The 19794-nt window shown below is 39.4% G+C and carries 23 protein-coding genes and 1 riboswitch; of the genes, 17 read left to right on the forward strand and 6 right to left on the reverse strand.

The window, feature by feature from the left end; genetic code table 11:
* Positions 1-47 precede the first annotated feature (47 nt).
* Entirely contained in the window at positions 48-620 is a 573-nt protein-coding gene (locus FHR85_RS11750; protein ID WP_167263492.1) for a thioredoxin family protein, read from the reverse strand.
* 463 nt (positions 621-1083) lie between these two features.
* On the opposite strand from FHR85_RS11750, the gene nhaC reads away from it, so the two are divergent.
* The 7 genes from nhaC (at position 1084) to FHR85_RS11785 (ending at position 7474) form a co-directional block, all read left to right on the forward strand.
* Positions 1084-2505, forward strand: coding sequence for a Na+/H+ antiporter NhaC (gene nhaC / locus FHR85_RS11755; RefSeq protein ID WP_167263494.1), 1422 nt, complete (start codon positions 1084-1086; stop codon positions 2503-2505).
* A 197-nt stretch (positions 2506-2702) separates the two neighbouring features.
* Positions 2703-3674: a PstS family phosphate ABC transporter substrate-binding protein gene (locus tag FHR85_RS11760; RefSeq protein WP_167263496.1), complete on the forward strand. Its 972-nt coding sequence runs from the start codon at positions 2703-2705 to the stop codon at positions 3672-3674.
* Between the two features lie 93 nt (positions 3675-3767).
* Entirely contained in the window at positions 3768-4697 is a 930-nt protein-coding gene (gene pstC / locus FHR85_RS11765; protein WP_167263498.1) for a phosphate ABC transporter permease subunit PstC, read from the forward strand.
* A complete protein-coding gene (gene pstA / locus FHR85_RS11770; protein ID WP_167263500.1) occupies positions 4698-5576 on the forward strand; it encodes a phosphate ABC transporter permease PstA in 879 nt (292 codons plus the stop codon).
* A gap of 12 nt (positions 5577-5588) precedes the next feature.
* Positions 5589-6374, forward strand: coding sequence for a phosphate ABC transporter ATP-binding protein PstB (gene pstB, locus FHR85_RS11775; protein WP_167263502.1), 786 nt, complete (start codon positions 5589-5591; stop codon positions 6372-6374).
* An 18-nt stretch (positions 6375-6392) separates the two neighbouring features.
* Positions 6393-7049, forward strand: coding sequence for a phosphate signaling complex protein PhoU (phoU, locus tag FHR85_RS11780; RefSeq protein ID WP_167263504.1), 657 nt, complete (start codon positions 6393-6395; stop codon positions 7047-7049).
* A 245-nt stretch (positions 7050-7294) separates the two neighbouring features.
* Positions 7295-7474: a hypothetical protein gene (locus FHR85_RS11785; RefSeq protein ID WP_167263506.1), complete on the forward strand. Its 180-nt coding sequence runs from the start codon at positions 7295-7297 to the stop codon at positions 7472-7474.
* An 89-nt stretch (positions 7475-7563) separates the two neighbouring features.
* On the opposite strand, the gene FHR85_RS11790 is transcribed toward FHR85_RS11785, so the two are convergent.
* On the reverse strand, positions 7564-8721 hold the full coding sequence (locus FHR85_RS11790; RefSeq protein WP_167263508.1) for an MFS transporter: 1158 nt from the start codon (positions 8719-8721) through the stop codon (positions 7564-7566).
* A 186-nt stretch (positions 8722-8907) separates the two neighbouring features.
* On the opposite strand from FHR85_RS11790, the gene FHR85_RS11795 reads away from it, so the two are divergent.
* Both FHR85_RS11795 and FHR85_RS11800 read left to right on the forward strand, forming a co-directional pair.
* Positions 8908-9345, forward strand: a complete 438-nt coding sequence (locus FHR85_RS11795; protein ID WP_167263510.1) for an OsmC family protein — start codon at positions 8908-8910, stop codon at positions 9343-9345.
* 68 nt (positions 9346-9413) lie between these two features.
* Complete coding sequence (locus FHR85_RS11800) at positions 9414-10076, forward strand: haloacid dehalogenase type II (protein ID WP_167263512.1); 663 nt, start codon at positions 9414-9416, stop codon at positions 10074-10076.
* 44 nt (positions 10077-10120) lie between these two features.
* On the opposite strand, the gene FHR85_RS11805 is transcribed toward FHR85_RS11800, so the two are convergent.
* The gene (locus FHR85_RS11805) at positions 10121-10774 is read right to left on the reverse strand and encodes an SDR family oxidoreductase (protein ID WP_167263514.1); all 654 of its coding nucleotides are present in this window, start codon (positions 10772-10774) and stop codon (positions 10121-10123) included.
* A gap of 169 nt (positions 10775-10943) precedes the next feature.
* Here FHR85_RS11805 and FHR85_RS11810 point away from each other — a divergent pair, with 169 nt between their 5' ends.
* Positions 10944-12167, forward strand: coding sequence for a dicarboxylate/amino acid:cation symporter (locus tag FHR85_RS11810; protein ID WP_167263516.1), 1224 nt, complete (start codon positions 10944-10946; stop codon positions 12165-12167).
* Between the two features lie 102 nt (positions 12168-12269).
* Positions 12270-12671, forward strand: coding sequence for a nucleotidyltransferase substrate binding protein (locus FHR85_RS11815; protein ID WP_167263518.1), 402 nt, complete (start codon positions 12270-12272; stop codon positions 12669-12671).
* A 35-nt stretch (positions 12672-12706) separates the two neighbouring features.
* On the opposite strand, the gene FHR85_RS11820 is transcribed toward FHR85_RS11815, so the two are convergent.
* Both FHR85_RS11820 and FHR85_RS11825 read right to left on the reverse strand, forming a co-directional pair.
* The gene (locus FHR85_RS11820) at positions 12707-13186 is read right to left on the reverse strand and encodes a DUF1189 family protein (RefSeq protein WP_167263520.1); all 480 of its coding nucleotides are present in this window, start codon (positions 13184-13186) and stop codon (positions 12707-12709) included.
* A gap of 49 nt (positions 13187-13235) precedes the next feature.
* Positions 13236-13490, reverse strand: coding sequence for a YuzB family protein (locus tag FHR85_RS11825; protein ID WP_167263522.1), 255 nt, complete (start codon positions 13488-13490; stop codon positions 13236-13238).
* A gap of 177 nt (positions 13491-13667) precedes the next feature.
* Here FHR85_RS11825 and FHR85_RS11830 point away from each other — a divergent pair, with 177 nt between their 5' ends.
* From FHR85_RS11830 to FHR85_RS11850, 5 genes are all read left to right on the forward strand, one after another.
* Positions 13668-14375: an EAL domain-containing protein gene (locus FHR85_RS11830; RefSeq protein ID WP_167263524.1), complete on the forward strand. Its 708-nt coding sequence runs from the start codon at positions 13668-13670 to the stop codon at positions 14373-14375.
* A 118-nt stretch (positions 14376-14493) separates the two neighbouring features.
* Positions 14494-15141 carry a hypothetical protein gene (locus FHR85_RS11835; RefSeq protein ID WP_167263526.1) on the forward strand — a complete coding sequence of 216 codons (648 nt, stop codon included), beginning with the start codon at positions 14494-14496 and terminating at the stop codon, positions 15139-15141.
* 109 nt (positions 15142-15250) lie between these two features.
* The gene (locus tag FHR85_RS11840) at positions 15251-15493 is read left to right on the forward strand and encodes an indolepyruvate ferredoxin oxidoreductase subunit alpha (RefSeq protein ID WP_167263528.1); all 243 of its coding nucleotides are present in this window, start codon (positions 15251-15253) and stop codon (positions 15491-15493) included.
* Positions 15494-15826: 333 nt separating this feature from the next.
* Positions 15827-16150 carry a YrhK family protein gene (locus tag FHR85_RS11845; protein ID WP_167263530.1) on the forward strand — a complete coding sequence of 108 codons (324 nt, stop codon included), beginning with the start codon at positions 15827-15829 and terminating at the stop codon, positions 16148-16150.
* Between the two features lie 314 nt (positions 16151-16464).
* The gene (locus FHR85_RS11850; protein ID WP_167263532.1) at positions 16465-17070 is read left to right on the forward strand and encodes an alpha/beta hydrolase; all 606 of its coding nucleotides are present in this window, start codon (positions 16465-16467) and stop codon (positions 17068-17070) included.
* 64 nt (positions 17071-17134) lie between these two features.
* Here the strand turns inward: FHR85_RS11850 and FHR85_RS11855 are convergent, their stop codons facing one another.
* Entirely contained in the window at positions 17135-18175 is a 1041-nt protein-coding gene (locus tag FHR85_RS11855) for a C45 family autoproteolytic acyltransferase/hydrolase (protein WP_167263534.1), read from the reverse strand.
* 396 nt (positions 18176-18571) lie between these two features.
* On the opposite strand from FHR85_RS11855, the gene trhO reads away from it, so the two are divergent.
* Complete coding sequence (trhO, locus tag FHR85_RS11860) at positions 18572-19546, forward strand: oxygen-dependent tRNA uridine(34) hydroxylase TrhO (RefSeq protein ID WP_167263536.1); 975 nt, start codon at positions 18572-18574, stop codon at positions 19544-19546.
* Between the two features lie 76 nt (positions 19547-19622).
* Positions 19623-19734: riboswitch (SAM riboswitch) on the forward strand.
* Positions 19735-19794: the final 60 nt, after the last annotated feature.

Genomic DNA, 19794 nt, shown 5'->3' on the forward strand with positions numbered 1-19794 from the left:
TAAAAGCCAGAACGGTTTCAACATTGAAATCGTTCTGGCTTTTTGTATTAACGACTTTGCTTATCATGAATGGATTGTTGAACGGTTTGTTTAAAGCTATCATACACGTCATGCCATAAAGCTTCGTCACTCGTGAAACGACGTGTTAAAGCTTTAATCATATCTTTTTGAGCTGCTTGAAATTCAGGGTCATCTTTATCAGGTAATGCCGCCGCATATTCATCAACGAGTGCCTGCGCTTTTGGTGAGCGAGGTCCCCACTTACCAATCACTTCACCGTTTTCATTAAGGGCTAAAATAATTGGAATTGAGCGACTGCCGTTAGTTAAATGTCGATCAATCAATTCGGTCTCTGAGTCACGTAAAACAACGCGCATATCGATATTGGCTGCTTCAGCCACTTGGCGAATAATCGGATTGATCATCATCGCATCCCCACACCAGTCTTCTGTAATCACGAGAAGATGAAGGGACTGTTCACGTAATGTATGGGCTAACTCTTGATCTGGTAATGTAAAATATTCATAGACGCTATAGCTTTTGTCTTTCAGTTGACTCATGTTTTCCATATAACTTTGAATCGATTCAGCTTCGTTAAAATATTGTTCTTCACTTTTCATCTTATCCCACCTTTATAAATACCTGTTAGATTCATCGTATCACGAATGGAATAGAAAAGTAGATTTAGGCGCTTAACAATAATCTAAAGCCCTTGTTAAAGTTTAGTATTGTTAATGCATGGTTTTGCACTTAGTTGTTGGATTGTGAGAAGCGAAGGTGGCGACTCCTGGTCGACTAAAAGCGGTCACGTCCTGTGACCAACGTCGACATTAGGCCGTCCAGGCCGTCACAGGAACAGCACGTGTCTCGAGACCCCGCAGGCCACGCTTTTTGGCCGAGGAGGCTCGAGCCGTGCCTGCGGAAAGCGTCCACCGGTAGCGGATCACAATATCAACAACGGACTTTAGCAGAAAAAATATATTGACAGGGAATATGTTACCCATGTATGATACAGTTTAAATACTTTTTTAGATAAAAGCGTTTAAGCGTTTAAGTGATTAAGTTTATAAAGGGGAGTTCATAATGGGAGATCAACATGATTTCCGTATTCCAGGTTGGGAAGCGGCATTAATTTTATTATCGATGTTAGCGATTATCGGGGTGTCGCTCGTATCGTTTGGAGCAGACCCGCATGTGCCAATCCTATTCATTATTATGGGGTTAATTGTTTGGGCGAAATTACGGCGATTTGAATGGAAAGCGATCGAAAATGGCATGGTCAAGGGCGTGCAATCAGGGATTGTACCTGTGATTATTTTCTTATTGATTGGCGTATTAATCGCTGTTTGGATGAAGTCTGGAACAATACCAACATTAATTACGTACAGCTTTAATATTATCTCGGTCGATTATTTCTTAGTCAGTGTATTTATTGTGACATCGATTATTGCAGTGTTTGTCGGCAGTTCTTTTACAACGGTGTCAACGATTGGTGTCGCTTTTATCGCTATTGCGACAGCACTTGATGTGAATTTAGCGATGGCAGCAGGTGCGATTGTGTCTGGGGCTATGTTCGGTGATAAGATGAGCCCAATGTCTGATACGACGAACTTAGCATCATCTGTGAGTCAAGTGGATTTATTCGAACACATTCGACACATGCTTTGGACGACCATTCCAGCTTTTGTGATTACAGCACTTATATTTACGTTCTTAAAATTTGATTCGACACAAGCGAATATTGGCCAAGTTGAATCGTTAATCCAAGTTTTTCAAACGGAGACGACTGTGCACTGGATCGCGATTATCCCAGCACTACTAATGCTCTTGGCAGCCGTGAAAAAGTTTCCAGCGATTCCAACGATTTTGTTAGGAATTGTGAGTGGTTTTCTCGCTTCACTTGTACTACAGGCGGGATCAGTCAATATCTCAGAATGGATGACCGTCGTTCAAGCTGGTTTCGAAACATCAACAGGCAATGAGCAAGTTGATTCGATCCTTAATCGTGGCGGGATTCAGAGCATGATGTGGGCTGTTTCCTTGCTATTACTCGCATTATCAATGGGTGGTATCTTATCTGAGTTAAACGTCATTCACTCATTAATGGTCTCGATTCATAAATGGGTTGAAACACGAGGTAGAGCAGTCCTTTCAACCGTTCTGACTGGTATAGGTATTAATTTAACGCTTGGTGAGCAATATATGTCGGTTATTCTACCGGGTGAAGCGTACGCAAGTCGTTATCAGGAAATGGGTTATGAAGGGAAACATTTATCGAAAGTCTTAGAATCTAGCGGTACAGTTATTAATCCATTGATTCCATATGGTGTTAGTGGTGTGTTTATGGCGAGTGTTCTTGGCGTTCCCGTGTTATCATATCTTCCGTTTGCATTTTTCTGCTTGCTTTGTCCGATCATCACGATTATTTACGGATTTACTGGTATTTCAATGAAACGACACGATGATGTTACCTCTAACATGCGTCCATCTGTTTCATCTTCATAAAATATTAAAGTATTCAAGCCTTATGAGTTTCTATACTCGTAAGGCTTTTTTTATGAGAAAAGCGCCATATCAGTTATTTCAGTGGCTTTACAAAACCTTTACTGAACCTTTACACGCACTTAATGTTATTTTTCTGAATAGTGTTATACGCTTAAATTGTTCAAACATTTATGAAAACTAAGAGGGGGTTTTGAACGATGCAAAAGAAAATGTTGAGTTTATTCATGTTGGTTGGTTTACTTCTAATCGCTGCATGTGGAAATGGTGATGGAAGTGGCAATGGATCAAGCGAAAATTCAGGTGATAACACGAGTGAAGCAGCTGAAACCGCGTCAGGTGATGTTGCAATTGATGGATCATCTACGGTTTTCCCAATTATGGAGGCTGTCTCAGAAGAATTCCAAAAATCACACGAAGATATACGTGTAACAGTTGGTGTATCTGGTAGTGGTGGTGGATTTGAGAAATTCATCAACGGTGAAACGGATATTAGTAATGCATCTCGTTCAATTAAAGAAGAGGAGAAAAGCGCACTTGAAGAAAACGGCATTGATTACACAGAAATTGAAATAGCATTAGATGGTTTATCAGTCGTTGTAAACAAAGAAAACGACTGGGTTGAAGAGTTAACCATTGAGCAATTGAAACAGATTTGGTCTGAAGGTTCTGATGTCACAAAATGGTCTGATGTAAACGAAGAGTGGCCAGATGAAGAAATCGCATTCTTTAGTCCAGGAACGGATTCAGGCACTTACGATTACTTCAGTGAAGTTGTATTAGGTGAGAATCAGATTAAACGTGATGCGGCTTTATCAGAAGATGATAACGTCTTAGTTAACGGGGTCACAGGTGACAAGAATGGAATTGCTTACTTTGGTTACGCTTATTACCTTGAAAATAAAGAAGATTTAAACGTTGTACCAGTTGTTAATGGTGATGGCGAAGCTGTAAAACCAAGTCAAGAAACTATACAATCAGGTGAGTATGAACCGCTTTCCCGCCCAATGTACATTTATGTTGCGAATGAGTCAGTACAGAATGATGCAGTATATGAGTTCTTAACGTACACGTTAGACAATGCAGGAACATTAGCTGAAGAAGTCGGTTATGTCGGATTTTCTGAAGATCATTATCAAGAAGCACAAGAAAAGATTGATAGTCTAAGATAATAAACTATTTAACAGATCTTGATCAAACGAATATAAGGGGGCATGCCCTCTTTATATTCGTTTATATGTTAAGACAGTTGAGGAGTATGCTAGATGAAATCAACTCGAGAATTAATCCAAGAGAAACAATCAAATAAAAATATAGGCAGTATCATGGAGAAGGTCATTCCAATTGTTTTGCTTATGACAGCGATTATTTCGGTTTTAACGACCATTGGTATTGTTATCACACTACTAGTTGAAACCGTCACGTTCTTCCAAAGAGTGAGTATTGTTGAGTTCTTCACTTCAACTGAATGGTATCCATTTTATGAAGCAGATCCTTCCTACGGGGTGCTATCGCTAATAGCTGGGACGTTATTAATTACGGCGATTGCTATGGTTGTTGCTATTCCAATAGGACTTGGGGCAGCACTTTACTTGAGTGAGTATGCGACAGAACGAGTTCGCCAAATTGTTAAACCGATCTTAGAAGTACTAGCAGGAATTCCGACCATTGTTTATGGTTTCTTTGCCTTGACATTTGTGACGCCACTAATAAAAAATCTATATTTCTCTGATTTATCAATTTTTAATGCGTTAAGTGGTGGAATTGTTGTCGGGATCATGATTATTCCAATGGTAGCGTCGTTATCTGAAGACGCGATGCGGGCGGTGCCAAACCATATTCGTGAAGGAGCATTCGCGATGGGGGCAACCCGTCTCGAAGTCGCCTTAAAAGTTGTGCTACCTGGGGCTTTATCTGGTGTGATTTCCTCGTTTGTTTTAGCAATCTCACGTGCTATTGGCGAAACGATGATTGTTGCGGTTGCAGCTGGTTCAACACCGAAATTTACGGCTGACCCAACGGAATCGATCCAAACGATGACGGCATATATTGTTCAGGTTAGCCTTGGCGATGCGGGATATGGTTCAACCATTTATTACAGTATTTATGCGGTCGGTATGACACTCTTTATGTTTACGTTACTCATGAACTTATTATCCCAATACATTTCCCGTAAGTTTAGGGAGGAATACTAAATGTCATCAATTGATAAACAATTAATTCAACGTCAAATGGGTAAACGAACCTTTCAAAATAAATTATTAAAAGCCCTTTTCTTTATGTGTATTGTCTTTAGCATATTAGTACTAGGTGTATTAATTATACGGGTTATAACACAGGGGTTTACGCACTTAGATTGGGACTTTCTAACAAGTTTTGCGTCACGCTTTCCAGAAGAAGCTGGGTTTAAGGCAGCCATTGTCGGTTCTTTATGGCTCATGGTAATCGTAGCGCCAGTCTCCATCTTTTTAGGTGTAGGCACGGCCATTTATTTAGAAGAATATGCAAAAGACAATAGATTTACACGATTTATTCAGATGAACATTTCTAATCTAGCAGGCGTTCCGTCTGTCGTATTCGGGTTATTAGGCTTAACCTTTTTCGTCCGACTAATGGAAATGGGGCGCAGTATTATGGCAGGTGGATTAACCCTAAGTCTACTAATCTTGCCTATTATTGTTGTTGCAGCCCAAGAAGCAATTCGATCAGTACCCAATGATCAATATGAAGCTTCGTTCGCGATGGGGGCTAGTAAATGGCAAACGGTTCGTCGGATTGTCTTACCGTCTGCGATTCCAGGGATTTTGACGGGAAGTATTTTGGCTTTATCCCGTGCGATTGGTGAGACGGCACCGTTACTGATGATTGGGGCACTCACATTTATTGCTTATCTGCCTGAGAATGTGTGGGACGGATTTACGGTCATGCCGATTCAGATCTTTAATTGGACAGGACGGCCGCAAGAAGAGTTCCATCTCGTCGCTGCGTCAGGTATTTTGGTTCTCCTATTCTTACTGATCATCATGAACTCGATTGCGATCTACATTCGTAATAAGTTCTCGAAACGTTACTAAGGAGGTTATTGTATGGCACAAGCGCAACAAACAGCCGTTAAACATGATGCAATCTACTCGGTTAATCAATTTAATCTTTGGTATGGGCAAGACCATGCTTTGAAAGATGTGACGTTTGATATCCCTCAAAACCAAGTCACAGCTATTATCGGCCCATCTGGTTGCGGGAAATCGACCTTTATCAAATCGTTAAATCGCATGGTAGAAATGGTGCCTGTCGTTAAGATGGCAGGTTCGATTAACTATAAAAACAAGAATATCTTTGACCCGAAATATCAAGTTGAAGAATTAAGAACGAATGTTGGCATGGTATTTCAAAAGCCGAATCCATTCCCGAAATCCATTTATGAGAATGTTGTCTATGGCCCGAAAATTCATGGTATTAAGGATAAACAAACGCTTGATAGTATTGTCGAAAAGTCACTCAAAAGTGCGGCTTTATGGGATGAAGTGAAAGATCGTCTTCATGAAAATGCATTTGGCTTATCAGGTGGTCAGCAACAACGTCTTTGTATCGCTAGATCCCTTGCGATTGAACCTGATGTCATTTTGATGGATGAGCCGACTTCTGCCTTAGACCCGATTTCGACATTAAAAATAGAAGAATTAGTTCAGTCATTGAAAGAGGAGTACAGTATTGTAATTGTCACGCATAATATGCAACAAGCTGCACGTATATCAGACAAAACAGCCTTCTTTTTAAACGGTGAAGTGATCGAATATGATGATACGAACCAATTATTTTCCAATCCGTCTGATCAACGTACAGAAGATTATATTACGGGTCGATTCGGCTAAATAGCGGAGGTGCAAGCTATGGCAAGAGAGAATTTTACTGAACAACTTGATCATTTGAATAGTCTGCTAGTTGAGATGGGTCAACTAGCACAAAAGGCGATTAATCAATCCATTCTAGCCTTACAAAACCAAGATGTTGATCAGGCACTAAAAGTCATTGACGAAGATGACAAGATCAATCATTTAGAAGAAACGATTAATGAAGAAACAATTTGGCTAATTGCTAAAGAACAACCATTAGCTTCTGACTTGAGACGCTTAATCTCTACGTTAAAAATCACAACGGACCTAGAGAGAATTGGTGATTTGGCTGTCAATATTGCTAAATCAGTCATCCGTATAGGCGATGAGCCACTCGTTAAGCCACTAGAAGATATACCGCGCATGGCAACGATTACTCAAGAGATGGTAGAAGATGTGTTAAATGCTTATGCTTCAGAAGATTTGGTCCAAGCACAAAAAGTAGCCGACACTGATGATCAAGTAGATGAAATGTATGGAAAGATTGTTCAAGAGCTAATGGAAATGATGGCAAAACATCCCGAGCAAATTGCTCAAATCACCCAATTAGCCTTTATTTGCCGTTTCTTAGAACGTGTCGCTGACCACACGACGAATATTTCAGAAGGCATTATCTATTTGGTAAAAGGTAAAGTGTATGATTTGAATGATTAATGGTATACATTATGCTTATTAAAAATTAAAACCAAGTCTATTCCTTAAGACGACACGTCATGATCAAGGCGTGTCGTCTTTTTATATTAGTATCAAGTTATAAAAACAAAATGGTGCTTGCGTTTAACAGTGGTTAATGGCTAATCACTACATGCATATTTTGCTAGGTACCATGCAAACTAATCGCAACGAAAGGAGTGAAGTAAAGTAAACCACATCAATTACAAACGGAGGTGTCAGATGAATTGGCTCCTGATTATGAGCGCGAAAGAGAGCGGATTAAGCAAGAGAAGGCAAGAGAAGAAATGGCAGATGAACTAAATCCAGATGACTTTGACGAAGAAACAGGTCAACCAATTAATGACCGAAATGATGATATAACAGATGAATTAAATCCAGATGACTTCGATCAACGAAAAGAGTAAAAAGAGTGATAAAAATCCCCTTCTTAAAGACGATAAGAAGGGGATTTCACAATTTTCCGCTATAATACGCATTCATGAGTTCGTTTGAATTAAGCGGTTCTTTTTTCTAAAACCAAATGAAAAATTGAGAGGGAAACTGTACCCACTAATGCCAAGAAACCTAATATCGTATAAAGCATATTCGCATCATAGTAATCAATAATCGAACCGCCCATAAGAGAGCCAATGATACCAGAAACGCCGAAAAAGACGGTGTGGAACATTAAATGCCCTGTACCTTGGACGACTTTAGGGATGAGACGAGTGATATAATCGAAAGCCGTTAAGTACATAACAGCGAATGTTAGGCCATGCATAAACTGTAGTGAGATGACAATCCAAGGGTCATGGATAATCCCGAATAGAAACCAACGAATCGTATATAGAAGGCCAGCTGCTATGATGAAGAATAGCGTTTTATATTTACGGAACCAATAGCCTGCTGTCGCAAAAATCGCTGCTTCACTGATGACACCGACAAACCACGAAATACCGACTAAACTTTCCGTTCCACCTAATTCTGCAATATAAATACCGATATAGCTGTCACTCGTACGATGTGTGATCGTGATAAACATAATCAAGACAAGGAAAGTCATGAGCTTCCCGTTCTTGAACAGTTGTTTAACACTCTTGAGATTGACAGATTCTTTCGCAGGTTCAGCATCAGTTAATCTGAACGCGACGATTAATGCGAATGCGCCGAATAACAAATACGGCCAGATGATGTTTTCAATGTTGGTCCATGTTAAATATTGGCCAACAGCAAGAGAAGATACCGCGAATCCGATTGAGCCCCACATTCTAATCGACCCAAATGAAATATGGAGTTCATCTGCTCGTCTTTGTGATAAGCTATCTCCGAATGCTGTGATTGGTGCCGAGAAGAAATAGAGTAAAAAGGCAAATAATAAGATAAGGGCTAAACTATAAACATTGAAAAAGACCATACTGACGGGAAGAAGTATGATTAATAATAAGACTACAATTCTTTTAACGGTTTTAAGCTTATCACTGACATAACCCCAGAATGGTTCGGAAATCAGGGCTGCGAGTGGCCCGATGGCGAGCACCCAACCAATTTCTGTTCCAGATAGTTTCAATCCTTCTTGTAGATAGAGAGGTATGTAGCTTAATATAATCGTATGTGTCGCGTAAAACGAAAATAGAAATAGTTTTAATGGTGATAGGGATTCATTTTGTGTCATAAATTCTCTCCGATTTTGAAATAGTTAAACACTTAGAATATCGTAACATGTTTAGAGGTTATAAAACAGAACACGGCTTTTAGCAAAAATGATTAAATATATGGCGTATGATTTTCAAAGAGATATTCTCGGATCGGTTATTTTATTAGTGAAATGGGGAAAGAAAAGAGTTAGGAGGGATTAATGATGGGTAAAATGGTTGAAAAAATTGAAACACAAGCTTCTGGAATGAAATCTGTTACACAGTCAGGTAATCATAATATTGTGATAGACGAACCGCCGAAAATGGGTGGTTCAGATGAGGGACCTAATCCGTTAGCTACGCTACTAGCATCCTTAGCAGGTTGTGAAAATGTGATTGCGAACATGGTCGCTCAAGAAATGAATTTTGACTTACAAGGGATTGATTTTCGCGTGACAGGAGAACTAGATTCTGACGGCATGATGGGGAAATCCGACGTACAACCGTATTTTCAAACGGTTATAGTTGAGGCAGATGTGCATACGACTGAGTCAGAAACGCGTGTGAAGGATCTTCAAGAAACAGTTGATGCACGTTGCCCAGTTTTTACAGCACTAGAGGCTGCGAATATTGATATGCAGGTTGAATGGAAGAAAGCTTAATTTAGTGTGGAAGAGGATCATCAAGTTGGTGGTCCTCTGTTTTTGATTGAGAGGAGGATTGAATAAGGATGACTCAAACGGTCGTATTCGATGTGTATGGAACGCTATTTGATGTGCAATCTGTTCAAGATCAATGTGAGAGCGTCTTTCCTAATAAGGGGAGTGAAATCAGCCAAGTGTGGCGCGAAAAGCAGCTTCAGTATATGTTCTTGCATGAGCTCATGGGACATGACGTGCAGTTTGATGACATTACAGAGCGCGCGTTAGTATACGCTGTGAATTCAGTGGGTGAGGATTTAACAGAGGAGTCACGCCGACAGTTAATGACTGCTTATCAGCAACTGACATTATACGGTGAAACACAATCTGTCTTAACTTACTTGCGTGAAAAGGGATACCAGCTTGCTGTATTTTCAAACGGTACAGACAATATGCTTGAAGGATTGTTGAATGGGTCAGGCATACATGGTGATTTAGATGCTGTATTAAGCGTCGATTTAGCAGGTCATTTTAAGCCAACGATTAGTTCGTATCAAATTGTTACTGATCAGTTGAACGTCAGCAATGAGGAAGTCTTATTTGTGTCATCGAATGGTTGGGATATTGCTGGGGCCAAAAATGCCGGTTTTCAAACAGCTTGGATTAACCGAACTGACGGCCCTGAAGAGGAATTAGGGTTATCACTCGATTATCAAGGTGAGGATTTAACAATACTAAAATCGATTTTGTAAAAGAAAAGGCGATCGTAACTAGTTACGATCGCCTTAATTATCTATTAGTTTAAGGATTGAATAGCCTGATCAATCTCTTTGTCACCTTGGACGACTTGGAATTCTTGACCAACTGTACTGTCATGAACCAAGCTGGATAAAATCACGCGAGCAATGTCTTCACGTGCCACTTGATCAGGTTGTGTTTGTTCAGAGAGACTTACTTTGCCAGTTCCTTCGTCATTGGTTAAACGTCCTGGATGAATAATCGTGTAATCTAAGCCTGAATCACGTAACCAAACATCTGCGTAATGTTTCGCTGCAACATATGGTGAGAATGACTCGGGCGCTTCTTGAATCGCTTCACGAGTTGTATCAAATGAGCTGATCATTACAAAACGTTTGACGCCCGCTGCCTTTGTCGCTTCAATTGTTTTTACGGCCCCATCTAAATCAATCATCATCGTCTTATCTTTGCCTGTATGTGGTCCTGAACCAGCTGTGAAAACGACAGCATCGACGTCGTCTGCTGCTTTTTGAATTGCTTTGATATTATCTTCTAAATCTACAAGAGCAACTTCTGCCCCTAAATCTTCAAAATAGCTTGCTTGTTCTTGTTTACGAATCATGGCTTTTGCTTGCAGACCATCATGATCTTGGATGAATTGTACTAAATGTTTTCCGATTTGACCGTTTGCTCCGACAACTAATACTTTCATTTGTCTCATCCTTTCTTCATTCAATCTATGTCTAACGTAAACAAATATATAAGTGAAAGTCTATTATTATGCTTAATGATTTCAATGTTTGACAAATCAAACGTGGTCACATAATATGTTTTAAGTAATAATTCTTATAGGAATACTCAGGATTTTGGAGGTGTGCTTGATGAAATCAATGTTAAGAGCTTATTGGAATGGGTCACTGATTGTGAAGATATCAGTTGCTTTAATATTGGGGGTTTTAGTGGGGCTTGTTTTTGGTGAAAGCGTTGTTCAATACTTAAACCCATTAGGCGAGCTGTTGATTCGTCTGTTGAAGTTTTTAATTTTACCGCTTATTTTGTTTACACTTATTGTTGGTGTTAATCAAACGAATATACGCGATTTGGGGCGAATGGGTGGTAAGGTATTAGGGTACTACACGATTACATCTGCTGTTGCTATTATAGTTGGTGTTTCGATTGCGCTATTATTAGCGCCAGGTGAAGGGATGTCGTTAAATCCAAATGAAAGTTATGATTCACCTGAGCATCCTGGTATCGCAAGTGTGCTACTGAATATCGTACCAGAAAATATTGTGACAGCGTTTAATGATTTGAACTTACTTGGTATTATTTTTACTGCCATTACATTTGGGGTCGCGTTGGCTTACATGCGACAGTCAGATGCTTTGAAGCAACAAGGTGAAACACTTTATCAAGTGATCGAAGCGTTGAATGAAGCAACATTTAAGATTATGCGTGTCGTTCTTCAGTATTTACCAATTGGTGTCTTTGCAATTATCGCGACAACTGTTGCTGAGCATGGGATGGACACATTAACATCCTTAGGTGAATTTATCTTAGTATTATACTTGGCTTTATTTGTACAATTAATACTGTATTTAGTGTTTATTAAATTGACAGGTCATTCACCGTTGGCATTCTTAAAAGGTGCTCGAACACCGATGATTACAGCCTTTGTTACTCAAAGTAGTTCTGGGACGTTACCTGTAACATTAAATGCTGCTCGTCAGATGCAACTACATCAGCCTTTATATAGTTTTAGTTTACCGTTTGGTGCTACCGTTAATATGGATGGTGCGGCGATTCGAATTGCTGTATCAGCAGTGTTTGCTGCTACGGTAATTGGCGAACCATTATCAATTGCTGAAGTGCTAACCATTGTTATTATTGGAACGTTGGCATCTATTGGTACAGCTGGTGTGCCAGGTGCAGGAATTGTCATGATTGCCACCGTTTTTGCGCAATTAGGCTTACCAATGGAAGCAGTCGCATTATTGACAGCAGTTGATGCATTAGTTGGTATGGGTTGTACAGCACTTAATGTAACAGGTGATTTAGTTGGTACGAAAATCATTAATCGAAGTGAAGCGAAAAAGCAAAGTTGACGGTAACCTTATAGATAAACCTCCCGACACTGTTGGGAGGTTTGTTTTGTATGCTTTACTCTTTTACAATAGAATGAGACTAATTATGAATGGAGTATAACAATGGAATCAAGTAAATCACTACGCTGGAAGCAACGATTTGAAACATTTGAGCAAAGTTTTATTAAGCTTGCACCCTTCAAAGAAGAGATCTTTGAAAATGAATTGGAAGCAGCGGGGTTTATTCATTTCTTCGAAGTTGCATGGGAGCATGGTTTAAATACAATCATTGATTATTTGGATGCTCAGGAAATAGCTGTGGATTCTCATCGACAGGCAATTAAAGAAGCGAAGGATTTTCCGTTTATTAAAGACGAAAAAGTCTGGATGAAAGCCTTGAACAGACAAAATCTTACACTATATATTCATACGGATAAAGTTCGTCATGAATTAATTGAAAATATTCAAACGCATTATATCGACCAATTCAATCACTTTTATCATACATTGAAACAAGAATTATAAATAAATAAAAACGCCTCATTGCAGTCATAAGGCGTTTAAGCGGACTTTCGTTTTGGGAAAGTCGTAATCATTTTGTATAACAAAATATATAACAGACCTAAAGGAATAAGCGTGAAAAGCCAGTGTGACCATTCCATGATTCGTATGATGATGACGATCAATATAGGCAGTGTCAAAGCATACCCTGTCATTTTCCACAATTGATGGTAGGCGAGTTTCCGTTTTGTCATCGTTCGAATGATATAAGCAAGTCCTGCTAGCGCGGAAACGCCTGCCACCGTTAAGAACATGATGATAAACGGAAGGAGTACGATTAGTTGTGTGATAAACAGATCTAATGACGTTCCGCTTTCTTCGGTTAAATAGCGGTACGTAATTCGAATGGTGTCTGGTAAACACAAAGTGGTCATTAAAAGTAAAAGATAGACCATTGTATCGCGCATGGTTTCACGATTTAATGCAAATAAAGCCTGCTTTTTAGGTAGTTTGAGACTGTTTCGTAAAATTCTAGCCATCGTCATCATGCGTCATTCCTTTTTGGTCCTATCATCTATTTAAATCGATTTAAAGTTCATCGTTAAATGCAGCTAGTTCTTCGTCGATTATTTTTCTTACTTTATCTATGCATTGTTCCGGCGTCTTACCGAAGACACGTCGATTATTAACGAGGGCAAATGGACGCATAGCACACATGCCACAGTTATTGAGGCAACTGTTTTCCAATACCGCAACATCAGGGTATTCGGATTCAATGATACCTTCTAAATCGACTTCGGTCATCAAGTTGCCGTCGCAAATTTCTACGACTACGATGCCCATTGTTCATCCTCCTAACACAATTAATAGGGCCAACCAATATTATATCGTTTTTCGGCTTGTATACCAAAGGAAATACTTGATGGACTTTATTTAAATTAGAATATCTTTTATTGCGTGGCTAATTATTTTAGTATTTAATAGTGTTACCAAGTTAATGAGTTAAAGGAGCGTGTTGACATGTCAGTAGATGTGGTCCGTCAATTAATTGATTACCAAGCCTTCTATCACCGATTCCAGCCGATATTAAATTTAAATAGTCAAACCATTGTTGGTTATGAAGCATTATTACGATCTGAGTGGATTGATGCTCCTGATGAGTTTTTTCGGTCGATACAAGATCCAGAGACATTACTTAAACTAGATAAACTATCCATCAGCCATGCTGTTAAACAATTTAATGAGAGTGATGTGTCTTCTGGGGTGTTATGTATTAATGTGTTACCATCAACAGTTTCAACAGTAGACTTCCCATCATTCTTGTATAACCTCATTAACGATTATCATATGGCTCCTGATCAAATCATTGTGGAGCTAGTCGAATTAGAAGCGATTAAAAATCTTGAGGCACTAAAAGTGTCTGCCCAGCAACTGAAAGATTATGGCTTTCAATTGTCGATAGATGATGTAGGTAAGGGGTCGTCTTCATTTCGATTGATGATTGAAATGGAGCCGGATATTATCAAAATGGATCGTTATTTCACCTCAGAATTGGCTTACTCAACGCTTAAACAAAAAATGATTGAGTCTCTGATTGGTTATTGTAAAGAAACCAATACACAATTTATTCTTGAAGGTATTGAAGCCGCCAGTCACTTGGATGTAGCACGCCATTTAGGTGTTGAACAAGGTCAAGGTTATTATTTGGCAGAGCCCTTTTTACTCTAATTGTTTTGAAAGAATGTCGAAAAATTTCGTAACACGTAACTTTTTGATTGACAGCGATTTCATAGATATATAGACTAGTATTTGTCAGAAAAATAGAACAAGTACTGGGAGGAGTTTCATGAAACGTTTAGTCATGTTCCTATTTGTTACGATGCTAGTATTAGCAGCTTGTAATGGTGGGGGAGATGAGTCATCAGAAGATCAAGAAAACAGTCAAGATGGAAGTGAAGAAGTAGAGAATGAAGAAGGTTCTGATGGAGAGAGCAGTTCTGAGGGTAGCGAAGATGGTAGCTCAGAAGATGTTTCGCTAGAAGAACAAGCTTTAAATGTGATGCGTGATTATAGCGCTGTCATGGAAGAATCTTATGAAGCTGGTGCAGAAGCGGACTTTGAATCAGTTGATGAGTTTGCTCAACATCTAGTCGATGAAGCACCGATTACAGAAGCACAAGCTAATGAAGTCGCGAGTGAAGCACTTGATGGTGAAGAAGGTAGCTTAACTTGGGCGGAAAAGGACTATACGTTCTTGTTTGATGAAGAGCTTGCTTCAACAGTCGATTCATTAGAGCTTATGGAAGATAATCTACAGGTAAGCATGACAATTGATGAAGGCGAAGAGTATCGCGGTAACTATGTTTACAATGTCGTTAATGTTGACGGCGAATGGAAGTATGACAATTTCCAATTTGGCTATCTACAAGGTGAACACCCTGATGATCAAACTGAAGAATCAAGTGAGGAAGATAGTAGCGAAGACGAAGAATAATGACTCTATCTCGATAAGGCCTTAGCTATTAAGCTGAGGCCTTATTTTTATTTGTTTGAAGATAAGACTGTTTAAGGTAAAATGGAAGGGATAGAAGGAGGTAATTCATATGGCGTTTGTCATTACAAGCCCTTGTCAAAATGAAAAGGCAGCAGAATGTGTGGATGTCTGCCCTGTTGATTGTATAGAAGATGGTGGGGATCAATTTTACATAGATCCTGAAGTTTGTATTAACTGTGGAGCGTGTGTATCCGTTTGCCCCGTTTCAGCTATAGTAGAGGATTTAGAAATGATGCCCGACGATGAAGTTTATTTAGAAAAAGCCGAAGCCTATTTCAACAACAAATCATAGCCCTTAACCCAAAGGAATGGCCGATTATTCGGTCATTTTTTTATGTTTTCGCTCTGATAAAGTATAATGTTGATTTATTTAATTGATGTAACGCTTAGTTGTTGAATTGTGAGGAGCGAAGGTGGCGACTCCAGTGGGAACAGCACGTGTCTCGAGACCCCGCAGGCCACGCTTTTTGGCCGAGGAGGCTCGAGCCGTGCCCACGGAAAGCGTCCACCGGGAGCGGATCACAATCCAACAACGGACTTTAACAAAGCCGAAGCCTATGTTTTAAACAAAGACTTTAAGGATATAGTCTTATGACAATGTCATATTTTGAGGGAGGTTGATGAAATGGCATTAAAACAAGAACAAGATCTAGCTGATGTTAATGAACTGTCTCGCGAAGCCTATATTGATGAACGAATGAGAAGTCATAATCGATTTTATAAAGATATTTATAACTTGTTGTATACAATCAATGATTTTACGATTGCAGCATGGTTCTTAGTAGGAAGTGTGTTTTTCTATTTTGAATCTTTGAAGGTATGGGGCGTGACTTTATTCGTTTTAGCTAGTTTTCAATTTATGATTAAACCGACCATTCGTTTAGTCCATGAAATCAAAGCACGTCGCTATTATGGTGAAGAATATGACGAGTTAACAAACCAGTCCTAACATAAAAGCATCCCTAGATTTAAATCCAGGGATGCTGTCGCTTGTTAGTGGGATAAGTGCGATATTCCATGATATAATGGCAATACTTATGAAGGCTTAAAGCATAGAAAGAATCCAACCGATTACGACGATTGCACCAATAACCATTAAAATTGTACGTAACATATGATCACCACCTTAATGAGTTCTTAATGCTACACTTCCCTAATCAACAGGAATACAAACATAAGGCAATCATTTTGAATTTAAGATAAATAAGTGATAAGGTATTATTAGATTAATCAGTTGTTAATGGTGGTTAAAGGAGTGAGACGATGAAGCATATTTTTAAAGAAGGCGAAAGCTTAGATAACCCGACGTTGTTATTATTACATGGAACAGGTGGAACAGAAGAAGACTTATTACCACTTGTCGATTATATTGATCCGACAGCGAATGTGTTAAGTGTAAGAGGTAACGTATCGGAAAATGGAATGCCTCGTTATTTTAAACGATTAGCGGAAGGTGTGTTTGATGAAGAGGATTTGATTTTCCGTACGCAGGAACTGTATGAATTCCTTGATCAAGCAGCTAAAGATTATGGATTTGACCGTCAGAATGTCATTGCTGTAGGGTATTCCAATGGTGCTAATATCGCAGGTAGTCTGTTATTCCATTATCAAGATTCACTGCGTGCAGCGAGTCTGCATCATCCAATGGTGCCGAGACGAGATGTTGATTTACCAGATTTATCAGGTAAAGGTGTATTTATAGCAGCTGGAACGAACGACCCGATTTGCCCAGATCAAGAGTCTGAAGATTTGAAGGCTATCTTAGCTGATGCTGGAGCAGACGTTAATCTTCACTGGGAGAGTCAAGGTCACCAGTTGAATTTAGGTGAAATTAAAGCGGCTCAAGATTGGTATCAAAAATTGGATTAAATATAAATTAAGCCTCAAAAGGATCTTCCCTTTTGAGGCTTTTTTACATGATTAAATCATCTGCTTAATCCATATGAGCAAACGGAAGCTCTGTCTCAACTTCTCCGTACATTTTGTCTAGATTCACATTCTCACCGTTTAACCAGTCCCCAAAGTTAAATCGTGTAGGTTCAGCATCGCCACCAAGTGCAAACCAAACTTCACGTTCTTTAGGAAAGTAGGCAGAAGTATGAAGGGTACCTGACCAGCTTTTGTAGTTGTCCGCGAAAATACTACCATCTCGGTCATTCATTAATTGAAAAGCAACGTCTGCACTCATATTTGGATAACGTTGATGATTGATGGCCTCTTCGCGTTCATAGGAATCACCCAGGTAATGACGATTTTCATCGGTTAGTTCTTCGAAATGATTTGTGCAAACATTAGCTGTACGAATGGCAACACCTCTTGGGCTTGCCTCTACGACATAGGTTTCACCATTAGGGTCTAATAAAATATAGCTAAAGGCATTGCGATGAGGTATTGCTTGTAATAACTGCTTCGCTTCATCAACATTTCGGCAAGTTTCTAAAATCATTCTTCCAATCATATAGCAGACAAAACCTGCCTCAGGGGTTTTACGATGGGTGAAATTATAAGCCATTACAAGTCCATGCTCATTCATGCCATCCATACGGCCGGTTAACCGCGAAGTTGGTCCAATTGTTGCATAGCCACCATCACTAGGCTGGAATAAACTGAAACGTCCTTCATAGGTTTGAGGGTGATAATCATAATTACGAATCATATAGTCTTGTTCAGTTAAAATCGAGCAGCCACTTCGGTTAATTTCCACGCGGTAGCCACCAAAATCACGCAATACTTCTTCTAGGGACATCTCTAACCCGTCGCGTAGTCCTAACAATTCATCCCACATTTGTGGTGCAAATCGCATAAATTGTTGTTTTGTTTCATCGATATCAATCTGGAAGCGTGGACGTCTTATTTTCCAATGCTTCAAGCGATTATGTATGATTTTTGTACCTTTTAAGGCTTTTCCTTGTTCCAAGCCAAAATGGTAATGGCTACCTCTGTATTGAACGATCTGACTTTCGATTGGTTTCATGGTTTCACCTCTTTTGGACTATCTCAATCACTTTATCATGGATTAATGCCATTTTAAATGTGAACGCTTGATAAACCTTTTGGTGAATTGGTTTGGTTGCTGATTTTCCTATGATATTATATAATACAGTGTTGGTAACTATAGATAAAATTAATTAAAATATGTAGCTAAGCTAAAGTTCGTTGTTGAACTGCGCTCCGCTTTCGGTGGACGCTTTCCGTGGGCACGGCTCGAGCCTCCTCGGAAGAAAAACGCTTCCTGCGGGGTCTCGAGACACGTGCTATTCCCACAGGAGTCGCCACCTTCGCTTCTCGCAGTTCAACAACTTAGTGCTAAATCAATTGAAATCAACACTAAACTTTAGTAAAGCAAAAAAATAAAAGCAAGGTGATCATAATGTCTAATAAGGATTACAGAGTATTGCTTTATTACAAGTATGTTCCGATTGAAGATCCGGAAACATTTCGTGATGAGCACTTACAATTCTGTTTTGACCTCGGATTAAAGGGTCGTATTTTAGTTGCTGAGGAAGGTTTGAATGGAACCGTCTCAGGAACGGTGGAACAAACGAATAAGTATATGGAAGCTTTACGTGCTGACCCACGTTTTGCAGATATTGAATTCAAAATTGATGAAGCGGATGATCATGCATTTAAGAAGATGCATGTTCGTCATCGTGATGAAATCGTGAACTTAAGCTTGGATGAAGAAGAAGACGTATCACCGATGGAAGATACGGCTGAATTTCTTGATCCAAAAGAATTCCATGAAGAAATGCAACGTAATGATGCCATTATTCTAGACGCACGTAACGATTATGAGTATGATGTTGGTCATTTTCGTGGCGCCATACGCCCGAACATTCGCACATTCCGCGAACTACCTGATTGGATTAAGGAAAATAAAGACATGCTTGAAGGTAAACGTGTCTTAACGTATTGTACAGGTGGAATTCGTTGTGAGCGTTTTACAGGTTGGTTAAAAGACGAAGGTATAGATGATGTTGGTCAATTACATGGTGGCATCGTCACATATGGTAAAGACCCTGAAGTTCAAGGAGATCTTTGGGACGGTCAATGTTATGTTTTTGATGAACGCATTACAGTACCGATTAATCAAGTTGAACACAATGTCGTAGGTCGCGATTATTTCACAGGTGAGCCATGTGAACGTTATATAAACTGTGCGAACCCGGATTGTAACGAGCAGTTACTAGCTTCAGAAGAAAATGAACATTTCTATATGAGAAGTTGTTCACCTGAATGCCGTGAGCACCCTCGCAATCGCTATATCGAGGAACACGGTTTATCTGAAGAAGAAGTTCAAACGAAGATAGCTAAGATTGAAGCTTCGAAAAAACAAGAAGTTTAATCTGGTTATTGACTTAAGAATAAGTAAGTGGTAAGATGCATATAATCTAATTAACAAAATTGTATAACAATTTAAACTCTTATCAAGAGTGGCTGAGGGACTGGCCCGACGACGCCCGGCAACCTTCGAACAACGGTTTGAAAGGTGCTAATTCCTGCGAAGCAAGTGTTTGCTTTGGGAGATGAGAGAGACAAATGGATTCGTCTATTTACACCTCTCTATCTTTCAAAGATAGGGAGGTTTTTTTA

The sequence above is a fragment of the Alkalibacillus almallahensis genome, from assembly GCF_011761495.1.
GTDB classification, from domain to species: Bacteria; Bacillota; Bacilli; order Bacillales; family Alkalibacillaceae; genus Alkalibacillus; species Alkalibacillus almallahensis.